The 16,550-nt window shown below is 52.9% G+C and carries 11 protein-coding genes; all 11 read right to left on the bottom strand.

The annotated features are described in order from the left end of the window. Positions 1–1,656, bottom strand: a complete 1,656-nt coding sequence (locus tag NNL21_RS07800; protein ID WP_204817796.1) for a DUF4855 domain-containing protein — start codon at positions 1,654–1,656, stop codon at positions 1–3. A 67-nt stretch (positions 1,657–1,723) separates the two neighbouring features. Further along, complete coding sequence (locus NNL21_RS07805; protein WP_204817793.1) at positions 1,724–2,440, bottom strand: N-acetylmannosamine-6-phosphate 2-epimerase; 717 nt, start codon at positions 2,438–2,440, stop codon at positions 1,724–1,726. 33 nt (positions 2,441–2,473) lie between these two features. Further along, complete coding sequence (locus tag NNL21_RS07810) at positions 2,474–3,454, bottom strand: carbohydrate ABC transporter permease (protein ID WP_204817791.1); 981 nt, start codon at positions 3,452–3,454, stop codon at positions 2,474–2,476. 14 nt (positions 3,455–3,468) lie between these two features. Then, the gene (locus NNL21_RS07815) at positions 3,469–4,371 is read right to left on the bottom strand and encodes a carbohydrate ABC transporter permease (protein WP_256555111.1); all 903 of its coding nucleotides are present in this window, start codon (positions 4,369–4,371) and stop codon (positions 3,469–3,471) included. A 7-nt stretch (positions 4,372–4,378) separates the two neighbouring features. Beyond that, on the bottom strand, positions 4,379–6,946 hold the full coding sequence (locus tag NNL21_RS07820) for a DUF5696 domain-containing protein (RefSeq protein WP_204817789.1): 2,568 nt from the start codon (positions 6,944–6,946) through the stop codon (positions 4,379–4,381). 5 nt (positions 6,947–6,951) lie between these two features. Next, positions 6,952–9,012: a YIP1 family protein gene (locus tag NNL21_RS07825; protein WP_256555112.1), complete on the bottom strand. Its 2,061-nt coding sequence runs from the start codon at positions 9,010–9,012 to the stop codon at positions 6,952–6,954. A gap of 20 nt (positions 9,013–9,032) precedes the next feature. After that, complete coding sequence (locus NNL21_RS07830; RefSeq protein WP_204817966.1) at positions 9,033–9,911, bottom strand: carbohydrate ABC transporter permease; 879 nt, start codon at positions 9,909–9,911, stop codon at positions 9,033–9,035. 1 nt (position 9,912) lies between these two features. Further along, positions 9,913–10,872, bottom strand: a complete 960-nt coding sequence (locus NNL21_RS07835; RefSeq protein WP_204817787.1) for a carbohydrate ABC transporter permease — start codon at positions 10,870–10,872, stop codon at positions 9,913–9,915. 14 nt (positions 10,873–10,886) lie between these two features. After that, entirely contained in the window at positions 10,887–13,874 is a 2,988-nt protein-coding gene (locus NNL21_RS07840) for an extracellular solute-binding protein (RefSeq protein ID WP_204817786.1), read from the bottom strand. A 92-nt stretch (positions 13,875–13,966) separates the two neighbouring features. Further along, positions 13,967–15,382: an ABC transporter substrate-binding protein gene (locus NNL21_RS07845; RefSeq protein WP_204817785.1), complete on the bottom strand. Its 1,416-nt coding sequence runs from the start codon at positions 15,380–15,382 to the stop codon at positions 13,967–13,969. A 423-nt stretch (positions 15,383–15,805) separates the two neighbouring features. Further along, entirely contained in the window at positions 15,806–16,540 is a 735-nt protein-coding gene (locus NNL21_RS07850) for a dienelactone hydrolase family protein (protein ID WP_204817784.1), read from the bottom strand. Positions 16,541–16,550: the final 10 nt, after the last annotated feature.

Consider the following 16,550-nt stretch of genomic DNA (forward strand, 5'->3'; position numbering starts at 1 on the left):
TTACTGCTTGACGTATGTGCCCTTTACGAATTGGTACATCAGATCATAGTTCTCGCGAACGGCCGGGTCTTGGCTTCTCGCGCTGTCCAGCAGAGCCGTATTGCCTTGATAGTACGCTTTGTACGCGCCTGTCATATAACCGTAGTCGACCCCTCCGTTCAAGTAATGGATGTACCGTTCCTTGAACACCGCATCGGTATTCATCCGTTCATCCAGCTCCATCTCCATGCCGATGCCATACTGCTTCGCGAGCCCGGCCGCATCTTGGATGCGCGACGGATCCATCTCGTCGAAGAAGAAGTTTGGCTGGTACGCTACAGCGTCAAAGCCCAGCTCCTCCCAAGCAAAGATGCCGCCGCCGTAGAAATAGGGGATCCAGAAAAACTTCTGTTTCTCCTGATGCACGAGCCCGCTCGTATACTGGATAATGTTCTTATCATTGGCATCGTACAGATCGGCGCCTTCGTTCAGCCAGTACATGCCGGACAATTCCAGATTGGAGTAGTTCTTCTCCGCCCAGCGCTGCTTGACCTGGTTCATATACCATGTCACGGCTTTCTGCTTATTCAGATAAGCCGATTCCATGCCAACCTGGTCCGGATTGAAATTCTCCATTACGCCGTCGCCGTCCACGTCCCCGAACTCCCCTACCGCATCGCCCGGGTTCGGAACCATCAGCACGACCTTCACCTTATGCTTGCGCTCTCCCAGCTTGCCCGCGACCTCCTTGGCGGCTTCACTGAGCTGCCACATATCCCCTTGCGCCGCAAACGTCTTGTCCAAATACCACTGCCAATCTGCAAATTTGGCATTAATGCCAAAATCCCGCTGTCCGTCCTGCGTCCGCAGACCAAGATACAGCACGCCATCGTAGAACCAGTCGACCGGTTCGCCTTGACCGTCTACATAGCTAATGTAAGGGATGATGTTGTCTTTCGTCCAGTCCCCCGCTCCGCTGGCGTAGTGCCCATTGTACAGCAGCGCCAAATTGCGGATGCCGTCCGTCGCTTTGCCCGGCTGCAGATAAGCCGGCTGCTCAGGCTTCAGCTTAGCGGCATGGTTTGCTTTGCCGTCGACGCCCATAATCTCGATTTCGTCGATGAAGGTCCATACCTGTGTCATAAACGTTATTTTTACATACCGCGTATAGACCGCTTGCGCATTCTTATTCCCTTTCGGCAGACCGTCTTCCGTGATGTCCCAGACGAAATCCTGATCCGTCGCAGGGCCCGGTGTCCAGAGCGGGATGACGGAATTCATGTCCTTCAGCGTCGCCCAATTCACACCGTCATCGGACACGTACATCGAAACGGTATTCGGATAGAAGATGCCGACGCCTGAATCCTGTATGAAATGCGCCTTCACGGCATGAATCGATTTATAATCCTGCAAGTCAAAGACAAGTTCACGCGTAATCCCTCTAAGATGACCCTGCCAAGCCGGATCCATAAAGTCTAACGACCCGTACACGCCATCGGTCAATTCGTTACCGGAATCCGGATAGGACTCGTAGGCACCTTCCGACAATTGATAGCTTAAGCCTGCCGCGAGATTCCGAGGGCTTGCCGTTTCTTTCTTGGCCAGCGCAGTCGAAGCAAGCGCAAACAGCATGACGACAACGAGAGTGAGGGAAAATCCTTTCTTTGCAGAAATCATCAAATTACCTCCCAAGATTCATATGGATTGCTTCCTCTTCCACTTGCATGCAACCGGCTCGCGCTCCTTAACGTTGAGCGTTCATATCCACCTCCTTTCGCTGCCGGATGGCTTCAACAAACCGCTTCGTAATCTCCTGCGGCCGTGTAATCGCCGTTCCGATCACGACGGCATGCGCGCCGGCTTCGAAGCAGCGCAGGCATTCACTTACCGTCCATATACGGCCTTCGGCTAGTACAGGCACCCTCTTGAGGTCAGCCAGTTTACGCACCAGCTCAATGTCCGGCGCCTGCTGCTGCGGGCTATAAGAGGTATAACCCGACAAAGTAGTGGACACCAGATCGGCCTCCAAATCCATCATTCTGAGACCTTCCTCGAACGTGGATACATCTGCTACGATCGCGACCGAAGGGAACCGTTCGCGCAGTGAGCGAAAAAACTCCTCCAGCGTAAGACCGTCCGGCCTCGGCCTTGCGGTCGTATCAACTGCGACAAAATCGGCTCCGGCGGATACGATTTGCTCGACTTCAGTCATCGTTGGCGTGATGTAGATGTCGGAATTGCCATAGACTTGTTTATACAATCCGATGACCGGAAGCGAGCAGCGCTTCTTAATCACTTCGATGTCCTTCGGCGTATTCGCACGAATGGCGACAGCCCCGCCTTCCTCGGCGGCGCAAGCCATGCCTGCCATGATATCCGAGCCGAATAACGGCTCGTGCTTCAAGGCTTGGCAGGATACGATGCAACCCGCCTTCAATCGATTAATTAGTGCGGTTTCCATCCCGTCCACTCCTTCATCTGTAGAAAGATCATCTTACCCCACAAGCCCTGTACGCTCTACGCTTTCGACGAAATACCTTTGTGCGAACAAGTACAGCAGGAAGATCGGCGCAATAGCCAGAAGCGTCGCGGTATTAATAAGCAAGGATACATAGGAGTACTCATCCCTTATGGCGAGCAGGTTGGATGGGAGAATATACAGCATTTTGGACAAGACGACGGAATTGGCCATATACAAGTTGGTGAAATAGTCGTCGTTCCACTGCCATACGAAGGAGAACAGCGCCACGGTCGCCATCGCCGGAATTGCATTGGGCAGCATGACTTTGAAGAATGACTTCAGAATTCCCGCTCCGTCCACATAGGCGGCTTCCTCCAGCTCCTTCGGCAGTCCCCGGAAAAATTGCCGGAAGATATAGATGTACAGGCCGTTCTTCATCCCCATCGCCGTAGCCGACGATATAAAGAACGGCCAATAGCTTTCCAGCAGGTTCACACCCGGTTTGCCGGTGAACAGGCCGTATAGCCCGAATACGTCGAAGAAGCGAAAATGCAGATAGGTCGGCGCCATAATCGTTTGCGGCGGAATCACGATCGTAAATACAACCAGCGCAAAAACGATGCCGCTGCCCTTAAACTTCAATCTCGCAAATCCGTAACCCGCGAGCGCGCAAGAGATGACTTGGAGCACCGCCGTACCGGCGCTCAGGATGAAGGTGTTCGTCACAGCCTCGAAATAATCCAGCAGCTCGATCGCCTTATAAATATTGTCCATCGTAAAGTGCCGGGGGATCCAGACGATCGTCGAATCGAAAATATCGCCGCGGTCCTTGAAGGCAATCGACAATTTCGACAGAATCGGGTAAATAATGATAAAGCAGATACCAAACAGAAGGAAGCTTCGGGCGATCACCCACAAGACATTCTTCACTTTGTCGACCGGCCGGTAGGTGCTGTTCCACTCTCTCACAGTGGCGGCGGCAGAAGCGCCGCGGTTAGGGGTTGCTGCTTTCATACGTATCCTCCCGCCTAATCATAGTAGAACACCCGCTTGGAAATGATGGTTGTCGAGATCAGCAGAATGATCGATATCAAGACAAAATACGCCCAGGACATCGCCGAGCTTAAACCGAAATTCAACTGCCGGAATGCAATGTCCTTGATGTAATTCGTGACATTGTTCTTGTAGAACGAGTCGACGATCGAATAAACCGTATTCGTTAAGATAAGCGGCGTCATCATCGGAAACGTTATTTTCCAGAACGATTCATACCCTGTCGCCCCCTCCATCTTGGAGGCTTCGTACAAGGAAGGCGAAATCGACTGGATCCCCGCCAGGAAAATGAGAATCTGTACGCCGGAAGACGTCACGATCTGATAGATCCGGTCGACCGCCTCGGCAAAATAGAATACGATGGATCGGCTCATACCGGCATCGAGCAGAAAAGGAATCAGGTCGAAGCCGCTTAGGCCGGTATAGTTTCCTTCCATATCGTTAGCGGCTTCCCCCATCATGGATGCCAAATAGTTGCTGCCGTCCAGGCCCGCGATAACCCCCGACGCCATGACGACGGGGAGGAAGATGATCGACCGCGTCAGCATCCGTCCCCGGAATTTTTGCGAGAGCAGCGTCGCCGTAAACAAACTGAAAAATATGATCAGCGGCACGTTCAGCAGCATCTTCGTCACCGCTTCCGTCAAGCTCCGGTTAAACCAGGTATCGACGAAGAACGCTTTATTGAAATTAGCCCATCCGACATATTCTAGCGAGTAGCCTGACGCGTTAATGGTCAATTCGCTGAAGCTGAACCGGATCGATTGGTATAAGGGGACAGCCATCAGCAGCAAGAAGCCGATGATCCAAGGAGAAATAAACAACACGCCATAAACCGATTTTTTCCTTTCCAAGCTGAGCAAACGTTTCTTTGCCAATGTGCATTCACCCCTTCACCTTATAGTGCTCGGCTTCAATCGTTTCGCCGCCGACCGTAACCGCTTCATTGCGGTAATTGACGATGACAGACAGACCGTTCTCGTAAGTCGTCCGGTAGACGTCATCATCCAGCTTCTCATGCTTGATCATGCGCTGCCCCCGAACCTGCTTCAGAATGCCGTTCACCTCGTGATAGATTTGCAGCGCTTCATCCAGCCAATCTTTGTAATAGGTCGCATACAGCTCTTTATAAATATTGGGATTGATCGAAGCCGGATCCTTGTACATCCATCTGTAGAAGACGTTCGAACCCGTCTCTAGCGATTTCAGCACCAGCTTGCGCATATTCTGATCATCGTTATAGTTGAACGGCTTGCCGGCATAATCGACATATCCGTGCAGCGCCAGCTGATAGAACGGAATCGATTCATCCGCCAGCATATAACGGTTGCTCTCAAGCGGCACATGGAGCAGATGGCTGGCATAAGGCAGCACATAGGCATTGCCCCCGCTGACCATCAGCTCCGGCGCTTCCTTCTGCAGCCGGCCGGTCTCTGCGGTTATAGTTCGTACTGCAAGCTGCCTGTCGACCGTTTCAGAGGCCGTGAAGTCCGAATTGACTTCCTCTCCCAGGTCGTGCAGGGACAGGGCGCCCGGATTATAGTCCCGGTAATCCGCTAGAAACTCGTCTACAAGACCGCCGAGCTTATTCGGAGACAAGTTATAATGCGAGAACAGGTCATAGTTCTTCTGATAGGTTGCCAGATCGTACGTATAGATCTTCGTAATTTTGCGCGACAGAAACTGTGCGGCATCCCGGGAAGGGCTATAGCCTGACTTGCGGTATACCCGCAGGAAGGAAGCATCGGGATACAAGCCTCCGCCGCCTTGCTTCAGCCGCTCGGCAAGCGCCTTCCATTCCTTGCGGGTGCCGAGGACGCTTTCGTGACTCACCTTGGTTGGAATGCGATGCTCCAGACCGCCGTTAAACCAGCCATTGTAGCTGACTCTAACATTGCGGATACCCTGGGCGTTCAGACTGTCCAGCACCTTGTTCGCCTGCTCGAAATCGGTTAAAGGCTCCTGCGAATCATATGGAATTCCAAGAAAACTGTCCGGCTTGGACATGCTGCCAAGCAGCTCCAAGTAGAACGGGGCATCTCCCTTCGCCTGCATCGTCTTCATGCCGTATTTCTGTTCGAGATAATGGCGGTAATAAGCAGCCATGCTGGAATAATCCGCTTGCTCGCCGTTCAGAAATCCATACCGGATTTGCAGCTTGCCTTGGTACATCCGATTAGGCGTCCGGATCGTTTGCTCCGAGTTGCTCAGCTGTACGACATCTTTGGGCAATACGGTAAAGACGTTGCTCACCGTGTTGTATTGATGCAGCCGGCCGCTTATATCTGCCGTCATCTTGGCCAATGCCTCGCCATCCTCGATAATACCGAAGAATGCGGCACCGCTGCGTTTCATTCCGAATACCGGCAGCCGGCTCGACTCGACGGTTACCGCCTTCTCCGTCTTGCTCATCGACCCGTCGTCGCCATAGATCGGGAGGATCAATGGCTGGGACAGCAGCTTTCCGTTGTTTAAGTTAATCAATGCTCCCGACCCGTCGGGCACAAGCATGTAGCCTTGATCGCCCAGCCCCATTGCGCCGAAGCTGCCGAGCAGCCCGATCGAATGAATGCGATACGGCTTGCCATCTTCAATCTTGGCTGTATCGACCGAGGCGATTAAGCTGTCGCCATCGAGCGAATATTGCAGCGGAACGGTAAATTTGGCGGCGCCTCCGCCTTCATCGGACGCTTCCACGCCGTTCTCTTGATTGTCCGCAGCCAAATCCTCGTCGGAGTAGCCCGCTAACTCAAACAGCGCGATCAGCCGCTTGAGGGCAGCCTTCGGGATTTCCCGACGCTCGTAAATTTGCGTCTCCTTGTTCAGCTTGAACCTTGCGTCAAGCTCTTCCTTATCTGCTTCATCGTCCAGCTTGTTCAACAATTTCTCTTCGAACCTCGCTTTGCTGATTTTCTGCGGGATCGATTCGATTCCTTTCTCCGTGCTTCCGAAACGGTAGGTTACCGTAACGCTGCTCTCCGACTGCTCGATATCGAATTGATTGTACTGAACACTGTCCGTATAGCTGTCATAGCTCTGTGTCTGATTGTTCCGGACCAGGTAGACGAGCTGCAGCTGGGAAGATAGATTGGATAAAATTTGCGGTGTCGCGAGCGGATCCTTCTCGCGGTCTTCCGGATTCGATCTCCAAATTTGGCCGCTTCGTTTATCCAATACCGCCACTTCGGTCGTTTGCTTGTTCATGAATAACCGGAGCGTCCCGTTCTCCAGTACAGGCTCCATGCCTGCTGGATGGCGCAGCTCGGACGGCGGAGCCGTCACCGACTCGTCAAAAACCGGAATGCTCTTCTGCGAGGCCAGCTCACTACCCGCCTCCAGCAAGCTGCTGGAGCGAATCGGAACCGGAGCTAGGAAGGTTCCGTAGATGATGACCGCCACAACAATTACAAGCAGGGTCGATACCGTTATGATGCGTTTCCAATAGGCTGTCACCTTCCTCACCCCTCCCCGATCCGGAACCGGATCTCTTGGTATATCGTCGTTCCGAACTGTAAGATTTGCTGCGCAAGGCTGGCCGCCAGCATGCCCAGGAAGACGATGATTCCCATGACCAGCAAGGTCAGCAGCATCGTGACGACCGTCTTGAATACATTGTATTGATGCACGGTCAGCATCCCGATGAATAACAGCAAGACGAACCACAGGTATGCGAACGATTCGATCAAGCTATAGAAGGATACTTCCTTCAGCGTAATGACTCTGGAGAACAAGAGGAGCGGTCCCTGGACAAGCAGCAGCGGAATCAGCGCCAGTCCGGTCGCCATGACGATTTCCTTGAACTTGCCCTCACCGTCCATGAGCGTCGTAATCGACCAGTTGGACACGCACCAGAGGAAGAACGGCAGCACGATAAATTTCAGCTCATCCAGGCTGTTGACGACCATATCATTGACCGGGTTAATGACGAATCCGGAATATTGGCGCCTCAAAATCGACATGATCGTGAGCAGCAGCAGAATGAGAAGGGTGAACCACACCCTGCCTTTCTGCTCGTATTTCATCGCCCAGAACCCGTTGAACGGTCTGAATAACGTCTGCCATGCCGAGCGGACGACGCCCGGTTCCGAATCGCGGACCCGGATAAGCTTGAATGCCGCGATCAGCAGCAGAATGGCGACAACGCTGACAGAAGCAATAGTAGGAAAGTGATCCCACAGCCATTCCTTCCGGTACCTGTCGAATGCCTTGGAATAATAAACCGGATGCGTGCCGAGCTTAAAGTTTCCCATCGCTGCGTAGTTATTGTTCTGTATAAGCTCGCCTTTGCCGATCCCGAGATAAGCCATTTCCAGATTCCGGTTTAATTTCAATGCCTCCTGCCACCATTTGACGGAATTGCTCTCTTCGCCGAGGTCGTTATAGATGACGGCATTGCGGATGGCTTCCCCGTACCGCGTCGGCTCGAATACGGTCAGATGATTCAAGCCCCGATCCAGGACAATGATGCGGTCGCCGAGCACGCTCACTTCAACGGGGGTCTTGAATTGCCCGAATTGCTCGCCGAGCGCTCCGAACTGGTACATCAATTTACCGTCCTTGTCGTACGTAAAAATCCGCCCGCGTTTCGTGTCCAATATGCTGTAGATCCCGTTCGTATCCGAGGCTACGCTGACGATCGTAGAGCGTCCCTGCCTGGTTCCTCTGAATGATACCTTGATGTCGCCGGTCGGCGGGAACCAGCCTTCGCGGCGCAGCACGTCGGAGCCCGAGGGATTCAACCTGCGCACCGGCTCCACTGAGGTGCCGTCGCTCGTTGTTACATATAGAAAATCTTCTTCGTCGATATCGATATTGTTGAATTCAACGGGGATAAACAAGGCCATCGCTTCCCGCTGCGCTTTGGTCGATATCTGCTTCCAGAACAATTCAACCGGGTCGACCATAACCTTGTTCACGCCGATGAATCCGGTGAAATTGCCTTCCGAATCGAACTCGATGACGCCGTCAAATACCCCTTTGCTGACCACATATAGCCGTCCTGCCGTATCGACAACCAGCTTGGTCGGCACGTAGGTGAAATTAGCGCGCAGAATACTCGCCTTCGGCGGGCCGATCTCGCGGATGAATTCGCCGTCCGTCGTCAGCTCGACGACCCGCTTATTGCCGGTGTCGGCCACGAACAGGCGGTTCCGGTCGCTGACGAAGATACCTAGCGGCTCCTTGAATGTATCGGTCTTGCCGCCGTTATCGAAGCTCTCGATCACGTTCAATGCGTTCCCGCTGCTATCGAGCTCGACAACGCGATGATTTCCCGAATCCAATACGAAGATATGGCCTTCCTTCGTAATGTACATATCCTCCGGCGTTTTGAAGGAGCCGGCATTCAATCCGCCGCCGGTGATCAGTTTTGCCGGCAAATAGGGGACCGGGGCCGAGTCGGCCGTGCCTTCGTCGGAATAGTTATATCCGTCATAGGGGGCTGCATAGGCCGCAGGCACAGCCCCAGCCGCAGCAAGCAAGAACAGGAAAAGCGTCACAATCCTCCGTATTCGCTTCACGATAGGCTTCTCCTTTTCCACTAATCTTTCATGCCTGAGGTCGACATCGTCTGCAGCACATTGCTCTGCGTAATGACGAAGATGATGATCGGAACGCTGATCATAAGCAGCGTCGCCGCCATTGAAGGACCTGTGCGGATGATGCCCCCGGCAAGAATTTGACCCAGCGCGTAGTCAATGGTTTTCAGCTGTTCGCTGTAGATATACATCGATCCGGCAGCGCCGCCGGCTCCCCATAAGCCCTGGAAGGAGAAGATGATCAGGGTCAGCCACGCCGGCTTGACCACAGGCATGACAATGCGCCAGAAAATACGGTACTCGCTGCACCCGTCAATTTGCGCCGCTTCCAGCAGCGCATCCGGGATTTGCTCCATGAACTGCTTCATCAGGTACAGCCCAAGCGACGAGCCGATCGCCGGGATGATGACCGCCCAGTAGGTATCGATCATGCCGAACCAGGACATCGTCATATAGTTCGTCACCTGGGTTACCGTACCGGAGAACATGAGCGACAACACGACGATCGTGAACAGCACCGATACGCCCGGAAATTTGCGCTTGGCCAGCGGGTATGCGGCAAGCGATGCGATGATGACATGGCCTGCCGTTCCGACGAATGCAATGAAGAAGGTGTTAAACATATATCTCGTAAACGGCACCCACGTGCCCGACATCAAATTATACAAGTCGGTGAAATTGTTCAGGCTCGGGTTCCGTACGAGAAACTTCGGCGGAAACTGCAGGATTTCGTTGATCGGTTTAAAGGCGTTGCTGATCACGAATACAAGAGGCAGCGCCATAAAGTAGCCGAGCGCCGCGAGGAACAGAAACAGCAGCAGATCGCCTGCGCGGGACCGGTTGATTTTATTGCCCCTTAATAGCTTGGCTGCGGCACCCATCTTATTCACCAACCTTCTTCAACAGCTTTTGCACGAGCAGATTGGAGCCAAGCATAATGCCGAACAAGACGGTTGCGATCGAGGACGCGTAGCCCATCTCAAACCGGATATTGCCATAATCCATTAAGTGCGTCACGATCGTATGTCCCGCGTACTGCACGCTCGGGAAGCCGGCAAGCGTTGTCGCGACCTCGGCAACGGCAAACGACGAGGTGATCTGAATAACCGCGCCGAACATCAGCTGGGGCCGCATCGCAGGCAGCGTAATGAACCACAGCTCCTGCCACCGGTTGCGGATGCCGTCGATCGCGCCGGCCTCGAACAGCGTCTTATCCATGCTCTGCAAGCCCGCGATAAAAGCGAGAAAGCTGGTGCCAAGGCTGAGCCATAGCTGCACGATAATAATGATCGCCATAATGTATTGCGGATCCTTGAGCCATAAGATCGGCTCCGCGATCAAGCGGAATTTCAGCAGGAAGGCATTGATATAGCCGTAGGAATCCCCGCTGAACAATAACGTCCATACGATGAAGGCGTTGCCGGACAATACCGGAGCGTAGAAGATAAGGGTCGCCACCGCCCTGACCTTGGGCGACAGCTCGTTAATGACCCACGCCAGCACGAAACAAACGATATAACTGATCGGACCGGTAATTGCCGCAAAATAAATCGTGTTCTTCACGGCGAGCAGGAAGATATCGTCCCGGATAAACAATCTCGCGTAATTTTGCCAGCCTACCCAATCGGGAAATTCCAGCATATTGAAATTCGTAAAGCTGACCGTGAGCGACAAGAAAACCGGGAGGACCGTGAAAATAAAGAAAATCATAAAATAAGGCGCAATCATGACATACATGTGTTTGTTTTGCTTCACTTCGCTCATTTTCTTCGCCCAAACCGATGGTCTCGGCTCCCTTTGCACAAGTTCTCCCGGTTTTCGGCTTAATGGAATCATGCTCATGCCCGCCCTCCCTTCTACTCTGTCGGCAGCTTGAATTCTTTGCGCTTGATCGTAATTTCTTCATTAATCGTGCGAACATAATCAAGCAGCGTTTCCCTTGGATCGGTCTTGCTGTTAATCACCGAATAAAAGGCGTTCTGCACATGCCGTGTCAGCGAATAACCGCCGGGAACATCAGGCATTCCGCGCACCCATTCCCACTGCGACAATAACTGATTGTACTCCCTGGCTGACCAGGGCAGCTGTTTCATCGCATCCTTGTTCGCGGCCGCATACCGGCCGGATTCGCCAAGGAGCGCTTCCAATTCGCGGCCGAAGGTCGCCTGGGCTTCCGTATCGGTCCACCAGTCGATAAATTTCCAAGCCGCATCCTTGTTTTTCGTATTCTTGAACATGACCGTTCCGATGCTCGCCGACAGCGTCTCGCGGTGTATCTCGCCGTCCTCGCCCAGCACGCCCGGTACAGGAGCGAAGCCCCATTGCCCGCGGATTTCCGGCGCGAAGATGGTCAGCGTGTTGTATGTCGTATAGTCCGCGATTCCAAGCGGCATCTCGCCAGTCCGGAAGCGGTTCACGAATTCGAATTCCTGCGGCAGCTTATAGTTGTTGTACAGCTCCGTCCACTTCTTGAACGCCTTGATTCCGACGGGCGAATCGAGATCGGTCCTTATACCTTCATCCTTGTAGTACTGGCCCCCGTTCTGATAGAGGAGCATCTCGAATACAGGCGTTGGCGTCATGCCAACCTGCATATGATGCTTCTGCAGCTCGGGGATGACATGGTACAAATCGGTCCACGTATCGGGGACCTTCAGCTTGAGCTCCTCTAGAATGTCCTTGCGGTAGAACAGCATCGGGAAGGACTGCTTCTCCGGAATCGCGAAAATGCCGTTCTGGTACGTAAAGCCGACGAAGGCGCTGCCCATGAACCGCTCTCGAACGCTGTCGAAGCCAGGGTATTTCGACAAATCTTCCAGTGCATGCCGCATCGCGAAATTGACGACCTCTCCCGTCGACAGCGCGACATCGGGACCTTTGCCCGCCAAGGTCGACGGCAGCAGCACTTTGCTGTCCACCAGCTGCAGGTCGATCTTGATCCCTGTCTCCGGTGTAAACGTGTTATCGATCATCGACCGGAGCAGCTGCGCCTGATCACGGCCGCCGTTCACCCACACGACGACGGAGTCATCCTTGAAGCCGCTTCCGACATTGTTGTAATTCTCGGTGAACGAGGACGTGAAGGAAAACAGATCATGCTTCAATCGGCTGAAAAATCCCTTCGTCGCTTTAGGTGTATCGACATCCGGCGATTTCACGAACAAATAATCGAGCTCAAGCGGCTGTTGATTGACGCCAAGCAGCCATGTTCCAAGCGATGTTACGTTGTCCTTGAAGTTCTTCAGGCGGCCGGTCAGCGTCTCCGGCCGGCTGCCGAGATCGCCCAGCTGATAGGATGTCGTGCGCAGAATCGTCGCGCTTTCGCTTGCCCCTCCGATCAACTGGTCCATGCGGTCTGCTGCTACTTCGAGCGAGTTACTCTGCTTCAGAAACATATCCGCCATTCCCGGAATCAGCTTCTCCAGCTGATAGTCGCGGAAGGCATCCGGCTCCGTGCCGGTAATCATAATAATTTGCCGGTACAGCTTGTTTAGATCCTGAATGCTCTTGCGCACCGATTGGATGACTTCCGAGAGCCCGCCCATCGTCACCTCGAGCTTGATTTCATGCTTGCCCTTGGTCATATAGAATAAGTAAGGCTGTTCCTCCGAGCCGGCAACGCCGACCTGCCAGGCGCCATCGTATTGGAAGGTGATTTGCTCCGCTTCCTTGAACGGGATTTGATCGTCGATATACAGCTTGCGCACGACGTTCACCCCACGGGACAGATTCTGTTTATAACGGAAACCGATCTCGTATAGGCCGTCTTCGGGAATGTCTGTCTCCCAAGTGATCCATTGACCGGGAATTTTCCAATTGATCCCGCCGATTGTATTCATCCGAATCTTCGACACATGGTAAGGCTCCGTTCCCGGACTCGACCGGTCGTTGATCGGATACAGGGAAGGGCTCGATTTGTATAGCGCATCTTCGCCTTGCAGCTTGATCATAACGTCATTCGTGACCTTATAGCCCTGCGCGTCATATCCGCCGGCAAGCTCCTCATAGGAAGGAAGCTGTTTCTCTTGATAGAACTGCAAATAATCAATCACCATCGGTTCGCGGAGAGAGACCAGCTCAATCCGGTGCATGCCTTTAGTCAAATAAAAGGAAAACGGCTCCTGAAAGTAGCTCTCCGCATCGCTAAAGCTCTTGTCCTGCCACTTGGGACTTTCGACTTGCCTTGGCCTCAAGTCGTTCTCGTTGCGGTCGCGCTGCACATCCGGCCGTTCATTGCGCCATACCCGCGAAAAAACGAGTCTGTTCGCTTCCTCGAACGGAAGTACACCATCGATCCGGAATTCCCGTTCAATGGGCGAGCTATTCCCGGCAACCGGAAAATAACGCAAACCGAAGTGATACAGCCCGTCTTCTTGAACTTCAATGTCCCAGTAGATCGATCCCGATTCTTCCGTCCGCACGACAGGGCTTGCCGCTTGCTCGAATGAATTCAGAATATCCGCCTTCATTCCTTCCGTACCCGCAAACGCTTCCGCTTCGATCCGCTCAGTCCCATCAGGACGGACCGCATTCGGATAACGGGCTATATACTGTTCATAGCGAAGTGTTGACGACGAAGGGATATCCAGCTCAGCTTCCGGCTGGTTTGCCTCCGTCCCGGCTTGCGCCGGCTCCTTCGCTTTCATTGCCGGCTTATCAGCCGATATGAAAGAGGTGACGATCCAAACGACAACAATCGCGAATATGGAAACAGCAGCAATATGCTTTCTCTGTAAGATCCGCACGCCCAGCTCTCCTTCCTTAACTGCTCCACCACTGTCCCAAGGCGTACCCGAAGGTGATCCCCATCCGCTCCGTAATAAGAGCATCCGCGCTTCATTCATCCAAGCTTATGCCGCCCCTAGCGGGCAGATGGGGATAGGCCACTTCTGTCCGGCACTCTAGCATTCTAAAACTCTAGCCGACCTGCTATCGGTTATGGTTTCGCTTTGTTCAGGATATCGTCCAATGATTTTTGGACCGGCTGCTTGATTTTTTCCATTTCGGATTCCGGCGTACTGCCGTTTCGAACAAAGTTCCATACCGCAGGAGACAAGTTCCCTCCGATATCGCCTACACCGGCCCAAGGCACCGGATTGACCCAATCGGAAATCGTTAAAGCAGCTTCAACGTCTTCGGCCCCCTGCAGATTGCGCTCGTTGAATTCCTTGCGGATGTTGCGGGTTTCCTCCCACAGCACGAGCTCATCCCAGATTTGTGCGACGATTTCGGGCTGCTTCACGTTGGCAGGCATGAAATAGACCGAGAAATTCTCAAGCGAATTGGCATATTCGGTCGCCTTAGGCCCTTTCGGGAAGTATACGAATCCGAATTCGTCCGTCATTTCCTTGCGTCCTCCGGCTTCCCACAGCTCGCCGGTAACCATAGCCGCTTTGCCGGTGTGGAACGCGGTTTGTGAGTCGACCCAATCCTCGAAGTTGCCGTTTTTGTTCGGCATCATGACTTTATGTGTATTGACCAGGTCGTACAGGAACCGCATCGCTTCAACGGCATTCGGCTCATCGCCGGTGAATACCCAATTGCCGTCGCGGTTTTCAACTAACGCGCCATTGTTGGCGTACATAATAATGCGGGCTATGATTGGAGCATGGTTCGCAATGCCCCACTGATCGATATTGCCGTCGCCGTCGGTATCCTTAGTCGCTTTCTTCAAGATGTCCAGGAAGGTATCCCAGTTCCATTTGTCCTCTTTGACCAGCTGATGCGGATCAGGCAAGCCTTCGCGCTTGAACAAGGTCTTGTTGTAATAAATGCCCGAGCCGGCATTGACCGAATCGGTGAATCCGTACATTTTACCGTTCCAAGCGCCGAAGTTCTGAATCCCTTGCGGCCATTTCGAATCGTTGAAATCGAATAGATCGCCGACCTCGCGAAGCAGGCCCTGATTGATCAATGGAATCGCAAAATATTTGTCGATGGCAACGATGTCGGCAACCGGTTCACCGGCCAGCCCCGACGCAATTAATTTCTCGTTGACCTGCCCATACGCGAGCGGTTCATATACGATTTTCACGTTATACTTCTTCTCGACTTCCTTCTGTCTCTCCATCCGCATATCCCCATACTTCGTGCCTTCAACCGGACCGCCCAGACCGCGCTGCTCGGCATCGTCGAGCAGAATCCGAATTTCACGTCCGCCCAAATCAACCTTCGGCTCCTCCGGTTCTTTTGGTTCCGGTGTATTCTCCGGAGCAGCTGCATCGTTCTTAGGCGTTTCTGCATTCTTATTCGTTGCTGGATCATTATTAGGTTTATCAGACCCCGAGCATGCCGTAACAAAGATGAATGCAAATACGAGCATCACAGTTGCAAACGTTTTCAATTTGCGCATGAACAATAACCTCCCTAGTTTGTTGTCGTATGTGGAAGACCGACCCAAAAGCATAAACCGTACCGTTTACATCACGCGAAAGGTGCATCACCTCCTAATCAACCTGGTTTGATTGGTTTTTTTCTTTATCATCTTAATAAATAAAGAAAATCTCCTTTTTATAAAGCCGCATAGATGCATAAACAAGATTAAGCGCTTGCTTTATCTATTATAAAGAGTGTTCTACCGGGATGATGGAACTATTGTCCAAAAAAGTTGTACTATCATCCATAGTTTCCCACATAGACAAAACAAAGAAACTCAAGCCATGAGTCGGCTTGAGTTTCCGGTGTGCTTCGTTTATCTTGCTTTGTATGAATTCACAACATTAATACCATTCTTTTGAAAACTTTACGAAGGGGACGTAACAACGGAAGCGTTCAATTAGTTTTTCAGAAACCACTGAATGGACTCTTGCAGCATATCTTCTGTGAAACGATGGGCAACCTCCGAATGCTTCCGCACGACGAGTCGATCCGGACAACTCCGGTAAATATCCGCTAATGCTTCAATGAAACGTTCCGCACCGTCCGGCGGCACCTGGGTGTCCAGTTCCCCGCATTGGAAACAAATAGCCGGGAGATGCGAGTAAAGCTGTGTATTCGTCAACGGATTGCGCCGCGCATAACAGGCAAGCGCATAATCGTCAGCCGCTCCAGGGGGCTCGTGGCTGCCCGGTCTTAGCCAATCCGGCGTAGCCAGGCAGGCGGAAACAGCTGCAATGCGGCGATCCACCCCTGCCGCCACGACTGCGATGTCGCCCCCCATCGAAATCCCACCGATCATGATCGGCCCCGAATCTCCGAACCGCTGAATCGCCCAGTCGATAATACGTGGAATTTCTTCAGCTGTCAGCGTCAGAATCGGCCAAAAGTACCGCCGGATATTACCCGTGATCCGCTTGACAAGCTCCTCTTGGGGCTCCATCCTGCGTTCACCATGCTGGTAAGGGTCGAATCCAATTGCGATAAATCCGGCTTCGGCGAATTTTCGAAGCTGAGGCTCGACGCTCTCCTTCGTGCCGGAGAATCCCGGCAGCCAAATGACCACTCCGCGGGAGGAGGTATGCTCCGGCTCGCACCATACAAGCGGAATGTGTTCCACGACAATACTTTGCATGATCATACCC

It is taken from the genome of Paenibacillus mendelii (assembly GCF_024498075.1).
Classification (GTDB): Bacteria; Bacillota; Bacilli; order Paenibacillales; family Paenibacillaceae; genus Paenibacillus_Z; species Paenibacillus_Z mendelii.